10 protein-coding genes are annotated in these 8,183 nt (G+C 71.8%); 6 read left to right on the forward strand and 4 right to left on the reverse strand.

The window, feature by feature from the left end; all coding sequences use genetic code 11:
• The first annotated feature begins 500 nt into the window (after positions 1-500).
• From D0D28_RS30210 to D0D28_RS30220, 3 genes are read left to right on the forward strand one after another with little or no spacing between them, the layout of a single operon-like run.
• Positions 501-1,424 (forward strand): ABC transporter substrate-binding protein, encoded by a 924-nt coding sequence (locus D0D28_RS30210; protein ID WP_430732413.1) that lies wholly within the window; start codon positions 501-503, stop codon positions 1,422-1,424.
• The gene (locus D0D28_RS30215) at positions 1,417-2,445 is read left to right on the forward strand and encodes a FecCD family ABC transporter permease (protein WP_094004395.1); all 1,029 of its coding nucleotides are present in this window, start codon (positions 1,417-1,419) and stop codon (positions 2,443-2,445) included. The genes D0D28_RS30210 and D0D28_RS30215 overlap by 8 nt, the downstream gene beginning before the upstream one ends.
• Positions 2,442-3,242, forward strand: a complete 801-nt coding sequence (locus tag D0D28_RS30220; protein ID WP_116114427.1) for an ABC transporter ATP-binding protein — start codon at positions 2,442-2,444, stop codon at positions 3,240-3,242. The genes D0D28_RS30215 and D0D28_RS30220 overlap by 4 nt, the downstream gene beginning before the upstream one ends.
• On the opposite strand, the gene D0D28_RS30225 is transcribed toward D0D28_RS30220, so the two are convergent.
• A complete protein-coding gene (locus D0D28_RS30225; RefSeq protein WP_240323420.1) occupies positions 3,208-4,056 on the reverse strand; it encodes a CPBP family intramembrane glutamic endopeptidase in 849 nt (282 codons plus the stop codon). The genes D0D28_RS30220 and D0D28_RS30225 overlap by 35 nt on opposite strands.
• A 69-nt stretch (positions 4,057-4,125) precedes the next feature.
• Here D0D28_RS30225 and D0D28_RS30230 point away from each other — a divergent pair, with 69 nt between their 5' ends.
• The 3 genes from D0D28_RS30230 (at position 4,126) to D0D28_RS30240 (ending at position 6,683) form a co-directional block, all read left to right on the forward strand.
• Entirely contained in the window at positions 4,126-4,761 is a 636-nt protein-coding gene (locus D0D28_RS30230; RefSeq protein ID WP_094004393.1) for a TetR/AcrR family transcriptional regulator, read from the forward strand.
• Between the two features lie 75 nt (positions 4,762-4,836).
• Positions 4,837-5,619: an SDR family oxidoreductase gene (locus tag D0D28_RS30235; RefSeq protein WP_116114429.1), complete on the forward strand. Its 783-nt coding sequence runs from the start codon at positions 4,837-4,839 to the stop codon at positions 5,617-5,619.
• Entirely contained in the window at positions 5,616-6,683 is a 1,068-nt protein-coding gene (locus D0D28_RS30240; protein WP_116114431.1) for an NAD(P)H-dependent amine dehydrogenase family protein, read from the forward strand. The genes D0D28_RS30235 and D0D28_RS30240 overlap by 4 nt, the downstream gene beginning before the upstream one ends.
• On the opposite strand, the gene D0D28_RS30245 is transcribed toward D0D28_RS30240, so the two are convergent.
• From D0D28_RS30245 to D0D28_RS36360, 3 genes are all read right to left on the reverse strand, one after another.
• On the reverse strand, positions 6,676-6,978 hold the full coding sequence (locus D0D28_RS30245) for a hypothetical protein (RefSeq protein WP_116114433.1): 303 nt from the start codon (positions 6,976-6,978) through the stop codon (positions 6,676-6,678). The two genes, D0D28_RS30240 and D0D28_RS30245, sit on opposite strands and share 8 nt — an antisense overlap.
• Before the next feature lie 44 nt (positions 6,979-7,022).
• Positions 7,023-7,952, reverse strand: a complete 930-nt coding sequence (gene lgt / locus D0D28_RS30250) for a prolipoprotein diacylglyceryl transferase (protein WP_240323421.1) — start codon at positions 7,950-7,952, stop codon at positions 7,023-7,025.
• 37 nt (positions 7,953-7,989) lie between these two features.
• On the reverse strand, positions 7,990-8,183 hold a 194-nt coding region (locus tag D0D28_RS36360), incomplete at its 5' end, for a hypothetical protein (protein ID WP_205413397.1).

Consider the following 8,183-nt stretch of genomic DNA (forward strand, 5'->3'; position numbering starts at 1 on the left):
CAATGCTCAGTTCGGAAAGTTCCCCCGGTACTGCTGCAGGGACGACGATGGCCCTTGGATTAGCGCGACCTTAACACCCAGGAAACATGAGGGCACCCTCTCGGAGTGTGGATTTTCTCATCCGATCGGTAACGATCTGGCTGCGAGGAACGACATCGTTCTTGATGGGCTGCCTTCGGCGCCTCCGACCGAGCATACGCGTCGCGCGATCCCATCAAGATTACGCAGGATCCCGCCCCGGGGCCAGATTCGCCGGTGGTAGCGTTCCTCACGCTGGTCAGCGGCTTGCCGGCCAGTGACGCGGCGGCCGCGAAACCGGTGGGAACCCGGTGCTGTGCCGCAACTGTGATGACTCGGGTGCGCTCCGTGCACACCCGGTCGAGCCAGGTCGCCTGCCGCCGCGCCGACGCCTTTCGCCCCCGGCTCAGGGGTGCGGCGTCCGTAACGCCTGGGTGCGGGACGGGGCCCCGTGACGCCGGCCGGAAACCCGAGGTTTTCTTGTGTTCCGTCGTTTCGCACCACTGATCGCGGTCCTGCTCGTGCTGACCGGATGCGCCACCCGGCCGTCCGAGGACTCGGCCGCACCCCCCGAAACCGAAGGCGGCTTCCCGGTCACGGTCGCCGCGCCCGGCGCCCCGGCCGTGACGCTCGACAAGCAGCCGCAACGCATCGTGTCGCTGTCGCCGTCGGCCACCGAGACCTTGTTCGCCCTCGGCGCGGGGCCGCAGGTGGTCGCCGTCGATTCGGCGTCGAACTTCCCCGCACAGGCGCCGCGCACGCAGCTGACCGGCCTGAGCCCCGATCCCGAGGCGATCGCCGCCTACCGGCCCGATCTGGTCGTGGTCTACGCCGACACCACCGGCCTCGCCGGCGCACTGGCCCGGACCGGGACCAAGACGCTGGTGATGCCCGACGCGAAGACGCTCGACGACGCCTACACGCAGTTCGAGGTGCTGGGCAAGGCGACCGGGCACCAGGCCGAGGGCGAGAGCCTGGCCCGGCAGACCCGCGACGACATCGACAAGATCGTCGCGGACGCGCCGAAGCGATCGCTGACCTACTACTGGGAGCTGGACCAGACGTACTACAGCGTGACTTCGGCGACCTTCATCGGCCAGGTGCTCACCCGCTTCGGGCTCACCAACATCGCCGACGGCACCGACCCGAACGCCTCCGGCGGCTACCCGCAGCTGTCGGCCGAACGCATCCTGCAGTCCAACCCGGACCTGATCTTCCTCGCGGACAGCAAGTGCTGCGGGCAGAACGCGCAGACCGTCGCCGCGCGGCCGGGCTGGAACACGCTGAGCGCCGTGCAACGCGGTCAGGTGATCGCGCTCGACGACGACATCGCCTCCCGGTGGAGCCCGCGGATCGTCGAGCTCGTCCGCACCGTCGCCGCCGCGGTCGCCAAGACCGGTGCCTGACACCCGGACCCGGCTGCGCGCCCCGGTCCTGATCGCCGGGCTCGTGGTGCTCGCGGCCGTCCTGGTGTTCGCCGTGCTCGTCGGTGCGAGCGACCTGGGCTGGCAGCGGGTGCTCGCCGAGATCTGGGCGCAGGTCACCGGCGGGCAGTCGCCGCTGTCCGTGCGGGAGGCCGCGATCGTGTGGCAGCTGCGGGTGCCACGGGTGCTGCTGGCGGCGATCGTCGGCGCGGCGCTCGCGGTGTCCGGGGCGACGTTCCAGGGCGTGTTCCGCAACCCGCTGGCCGACCCGTACCTGCTGGGCGCGGCGGCCGGGGCGGGCATGGCGGCGACGCTCGTCGTGGTGCTCGCCCCGGCGGTCAGCGGCTGGGTCGTCGGCCCGCTGCCGCTGGCCGCGTTCGCCGGCGCGCTCGGCGGGGTCGGGCTCAGCTGGCTGGTGGGCCGCTCGGCCGGGGGCAGCACGAGCACGCTGCTGCTGGCCGGGGTCGCGGTGGCGTCGTTCCTCACCGCGATCCAGACGTTCGCGCAGCAGCTGAACACCGAGACGATCCGGCAGGTCTACACGTGGATGCTGGGCGGGCTCAACGTGAGCGGGTGGCGCGAAGTCCTGATCGCAGTGCCGTACGTGGCGGTGGCGGCGGTCGTGCTGTGCCTGTCCGCGCGGTTGCTCGACGTGCTCGCGCTCGGCGACGCGGAGGCGGCGTCGCTGGGCCTGCGACCGGGCCGGATCCGGCTGGTCGTGCTGGCGGCGGCGTCGCTGGCGACCGCGGCGGCGGTGTCGGTCAGCGGGCTGATCGGGTTCGTCGGGATCGTGGTGCCGCACGTGGTGCGGATGCTCGCCGGGGCCAGCTACCGGGTGGTGATCCCGCTGTCGCTGGTCGGCGGCGCGGCGTTCCTGGTGCTGGCCGACCAGCTGGCGCGCACGGTCATGCCGGGTGAACTGCCGCTGGGTGTGGTCACCGCGTTCACCGGGGCGCCGTTCTTCGCCTGGATCCTGCGCTCGTCGCGGAGGAGGTTGTCGTGACCGCGTTGTCGTTGCGCTCGGTGCGCGCCGGTTACGGCGATTGCCCGGTGGTGCACGGGGTTTCGGTGGAGGTGCCGGCCGGCGGGTGGCTGGCCGTCGTCGGGCCGAACGGGGCCGGGAAGTCCACTTTGCTCAAAACCGTGGCCGGACTCCTGCCGCCACAAGGAGAAGTGCTCATCGGCGGCCGGTCCCGGGTGCCGCGCAAGGAACTGGCGCGGCTCGTCGGGTACGCGCCGCAGGACCCGGCGGTGCCCGTGGGCCTGACGGTGACCGACTACGTGCTGCTCGGCCGCACGCCGCATCTGGGTCTGCTGGCGCGGGAAAGCCGGTCGGATCTGTCCATTGTGGAGGAGGTGCTGGCGCGGCTGGACCTGGGCGCGCTGGCGGGCCGCCGGGTGGACATGCTCTCCGGCGGCGAGCGGCAGCGCGCGGTGCTGGCGCGGGTGCTGGCCCAGCGGGCGAGCCTGCTGCTGCTCGACGAGCCCACGACGGGCCTGGACATCGGCCACGCGCAGGCGCTGCTGGAGCTGATCGACCGGCTGCGGCACGAGGACGGCATCACCGTGGTGTCGACCCTGCACGACCTGACGTTCGCCGCGCAGTACGCCGACCAGCTCCTCCTGCTCGACGCCGGCCACGCGGTGGCCGCCGGGCCACCGGCGGAGGTGCTGACGGCGGAGGCGCTGGCGGCGCACTACGGCGCGGCCGCGGAGGTGCGGACGAACGACCGCGGTGAACTGGCGGTGCTGCCGGTCCGCCCGCTCACACCAGGGGTAGCAGGACGGGGACGGCGTTGACGGCACCGTGGACTACCAGCAGCGGCCACATCATCCGGTACTCGCTCCAGAGGAATCCGAGGAACAGCCCGAGAACGCCCTGGTTGACGAACGCCGACGCGAGGTCGGCCGGCAGGTCACCGCTGCCGTGGATGGCGACGTGCCAGACGGCCCAGAGCAGTGACGCGAGCACGATCGCCGGCCACCGGCCGATGAGCGCCTCCCACCTGGACTGCAGCCAGCGGCGGTAGAAGACCTCCTCCAGCAGGCTGTTGACGAGGAACCCGACGACGAGCACGAGCACGAGCGTGACCAGGTCGACGGTGGTCGCGAAGTCGCTGGACGGCGTGGCCCACGGGCTGGCGTAGCTGAGGAGAACCCACGCGGCGACCGGGATCGCGGGCGCCCAGCGCCGCCCCACCTCCGGCCGCCCACCCGCCGGGCGCCAGGCCGTTCCCCAGCGCCGCAGGATCCAGAACATCGCCGCGGGAACCCCGAGCAGCAACAGCACCTTCAACAGGGTGTGGGCGGGCTCGCCACCGCCGGCCAGCCCCAGCGTCACCGCGAAGAGCACCGCCGAGGCCAGGAGAACACCCGCTTCGAGGCGGGGCCGGCGCTCGGCCGGCGTGATCGCGGCGCCCCGGAACGGCACCAGGCGTACCAGCACGACGCCGGCGAGTACGGGAATCCAGCGGAACCACATCGGCACGGTGTCGCCGGTGTCCGACGAGTACCGGACACCGGTGTCGCCGGTCAGCACGAACCACAGCGCCGACCCGGCGATCAGCAGCAATCCCCCGGCGAGCACGACCGAACCCGTGGCACGCCCCGGCACCGCTCCCTCAGATTTTTTTAGCACGCTTGTACGGTATAGGAAACCGTACGATTGTGCTATAACCTGGGTATGCCGAAGCTCGTCGACCACGACCAGCGACGGGCGGAACTGGTCCGGGTGGTCTGGGACGTCATCAGCCGGGACGGCATCGAGGGCGCCACCGTGCGGAAGATCGCCGAGCAGGCCAACATCTCGATCGGCGGGCTGCGCCACTACTTCGACAGCCAGCGCGGCCTGCTGCTCTTCGCAGCGAAGGCGATGGCCGACAAGGTCACCGCTCGCATCGCCGGCCACCTGCACGGCAATCTGCCCGGGCGTGACCGGGCGCTGCTGATGCTCGAGGAGCTGCTGCCACTGGACGCCGACCGGCGGGTGGACGCGGACGTCTGGCTCGCCTGCCTGATGCGCTCGCGCTTCGACGCATCCCTCGCCGAACTCCACACGGCAGGACTCCCCGGCGAACGGCACATCTGCCGGCTCGCGGTGGCGTACTTCTGCGGGCAACCACCTCCGGAGCGCATCGGGGACCCGCTCGCCGACGGTCACCTCGACCGGCAGGCCCGGCGCCTGCACACCTTCATCGACGGCCTGACCCTGCAGGCGGCGATGTACCCACGCGAGTTCCCGGCCGAGGAGATCCGGCGGCTCCTGCACGACGAGCTGGCCGCCCTCTTTCCCGAAGACCCCGGCCCGGCGGTTCCCTAGCGGGGTTCCGTTGCCCGGCACCAGGTTCTCCTCGGACCGCCCCGGACCGAACTAGAACCTGTTACAGTCGGCCGCATGATCCTCGATCGTTTCCGCGTGACCGGCAAAGTCGCCGTCGTCACCGGGGCCGGACGCGGTATCGGCGCGGGAGCCGCCGTCGCGCTGGCCGAAGCCGGTGCGGACGTGGTGATCTCCTCCCGTACGAAGACCGACCTGGACGCCGTCGCCGCGCGCGTGGCCGGAACCGGACGGCGCGCGCACGTCGTGCCGGCCGACCTCAGCGATCCCGCGGCCGCCGCCGCGCTCGCGCAGGCCGCGGTCGGCGAGTTCGGCCGGGTCGACATCGTGGTCAACAACGTCGGCGGCACCTATCCCCGGCCGCTGCTGGACACCACACCGGAGTTCCTGGAAGAGGCGTTCCGGTTCAACGTCTCGACCGCGCACGCGCTCACCACCGCCGCCGTGCCGTTGATGACCGACGGCGGCACGGTCGTCAACATCTCGTCGAACATGGGCCGGGTCGCCGGGCGCGGGTTCGCCGCCTACGGCACCGCGAAGGCCGCGCTCGCCCACTACACGCGCCTGGCCGCCTACGACCTCGCGCCACGCATCCGGGTCAACGCGGTCGCCGTCGGGTCGGTGGCGACCTCGGCGCTGGAGGTCGTGGTGAACAACCCGGAGATCAAGGCCAGGATGGAGGCGGACACGCCGCTGCGCCGGCTCGGCGAGGTCGAGGACATCGCGGCCGCGATCGTCTACCTGGCCTCGCCCGCCGGCTCGTTCGTCACGGGGAAGGTGCTGGAAGTGGACGGTGGACTGCAGGCGCCCAACCTCGAACTCGGATTGCCGGACCTGTGACGTACCGGGTGGTGCAGTGGAGCACCGGCAACGTGGGGCGGCACGCGATCGCGGGCATCGACGCGCATCCGGAGCTGGAATTGGCCGGCGTGTGGGTGTCGAACCCGGACAAGGCCGGCCGGGACGCCGGGGAGCTGGCCGAGCTGGGGCGGTCGCTGGGCGTCGCGGCGACCACCGACGCCGACGCGCTGCTGGCGCTGGAACCGGACTGCGTGGTCTACACGGCGATGGCCGACGACCGGCTGATGGAGGCGCTGGCCGACCTGCAGCGCATCCTGCGGGCCGGCGTGAACGTCGTGTCGAGCAGCCCGGTGTTCCTGCAGTTCCCGGACGGCGTGGTGCCCGGCGAGGTGTCCGCACCCGTGCGGGCGGCCGCGTCCGAGGGTGGCGCGTCGCTGTGGGTGAACGGTGTCGACCCCGGGTTCGCCAACGACTGGCTGCCGCTGGTACTCACGGGCGTGTGCGAGCGGATCGACGAGGTGCGCTGCTTCGAGATCCTGGACTACTCGACCTACGACAACCGCAAGGTCGTCTTCGACATCATGGGCTTCGGCGGCCCGTTGGACCAGACGCCGATGCTGCTGCAGCCCGGCGTGCTGTCGCTGGCGTGGGGCAGCGTGGTGCGGCAGCTGGCGGCCGGGCTGGGCGTGGAGCTGGACGCCGTGGAGGAGAGCTTCGAGCGGCTGCCGGCGCCGTCGGCGTTCGACGTCTCGTGCGGCACGATCGCCGAGGGCACGGCCGCCGCGCTGCGGTTCGAGGTGCGCGGCATGCGGGGCGGCCGTCCGGTGTGCGTGCTGGAGCACGTGACACGGCTGCGCCCGGACCTGGGGCCGGACTGGCCGCAACCGTCCGGGCAGGGCTGCTACCGGGTGCAGGTGACCGGCGAGCCGAACTACACGCTGGACCTGCGGCTGGTCGGCACGGACGGCGACCACAACACGGCGGGCCTCAAGGCGACGGCGATGCGGCTGGTGAACGCGATCCCCGCGGTGGTCGCGGCGCCGCCCGGCCTGCTGACGGCGCTGGACCTGCTGCTGGTCACCGGGCGCGGCCTGGTCAGCTAGACATCTGCGACAGGGCGAGGTAGAGCGCCACCGCCACCGCGAGGAAGCTCGCGAACCCGAGCACACCGCCGAGGATCAGCCCGGTGCCGAAGGAGCGCCACGGGGGCCGTGCGAGCCGGCACAGGCTGCCGGCGATCATCGCGCCGAACGTGACCCCGATGTAGGCGGAGGCGTATTCGCCCCCGTGCCAGCCGGCGACGAAGTCCCGCATCAGGGCGACCACGACGACGATCAGCAGTCCGGTCGCGAGCGCGAACCCCAGGAAGGCCACACCCGGCCGCCGGTCCTCGGTCATGATCACCAGTCTGGCGAGCGGGCCGGGACCGCGCCTGAGTAGAACTACTCGCGTTCCGGGGCGACCGTGTCGGTCTCGTCGTCCTTGCTGCGCAGCGTTTCCGGTTCCTCGCGTGGCCCGCGGCGCCGGGCGAGGAAGAAGTAGACCATCGCGCCGGCGAAGACCAGGATCGACGTCCACGTGTTGACCCGCAGGCCGAGGACGTGGGTGGCGTCGTCGGTGCGCATCAGCTCGATCCAGAACCGGCCCAGCGTGTACCCGGCGACGTAGAGGGCGAACGCGCGGCCGTGGCCCAGCCGCAGCTTGCGGTCGGCGTACACGACCAGCGCCGCGATGATCAGGTTCCAGATCAGCTCGTACAGGAACGTGGGGTGCACCGGGCTGTCGGCGAGCGGGATGTTGCCGAACGCGATGCCGTTGGGGCCCTGGTCGGGGATCGTCGGGTTGTTCGGGTCGAAGCGCTGGTAGATCTCCAGGCCCCAGGGCAGCGTGGTGTGCGCGCCGTAGAGCTCCTGGTTGAAGTAGTTGCCGAGGCGGCCGATGGCCTGCGCGACGATGATGCCCGGGGCGATCGCGTCGGCCATCGCGGGCAGCGGCACGCCCTTGCGGCGGCAGCCGATCCACGCGCCCACCGCGCCGAGGGCGATCGCGCCCCAGATGCCCAGGCCGCCGTCCCAGATGTAGAGCGCCTTGACCGGGTCCTTGCCCTCGCCGAAGTAGCGCCACCAGTCGGTGATGACGTGGTAGAGGCGCCCGCCGACGAGGCCGAACGGCACGGCCCACACGGCGATGTCGACGACCGTGCCCTTGGTGCCGCCGCGTTGCACCCAGCGGCGGTCGCCCCACCAGATGGCGAGGACGATGCCGGCGATGATGCACAGCGCGTAGGCGCGGATCGGGATCGGTCCCAGGTGCCAGACGCCGCGGTCCGGGCTCGGGATCGTCGCGAGGAACACAGCCGAGGCGGAATTCACGCGCTCACCGTAACGTGCGCGGTGTGAGGTGCGCGGATCAGCCCGCGCGGTTGAGGGCGGCCGACCCGAGCGCGAGCACACACCCGACGCCGAAGATCGCCGTGAGGTACCACGGCCCGCCCTGGGTGACGTTCCAGACCGCCACGAGAGCCGCGAGCACGGCGACGACGAGGTTGCGCACCTGCAGGGGAGAAGGCCGGGCCATACCCCCAGCCTGCCACGCCCGTTCCC

Origin of the sequence: Amycolatopsis ruanii (assembly GCF_003385175.1) — a bacterium.
Classification (GTDB): Bacteria; Actinomycetota; Actinomycetes; order Mycobacteriales; family Pseudonocardiaceae; genus Amycolatopsis_E; species Amycolatopsis_E thermalba.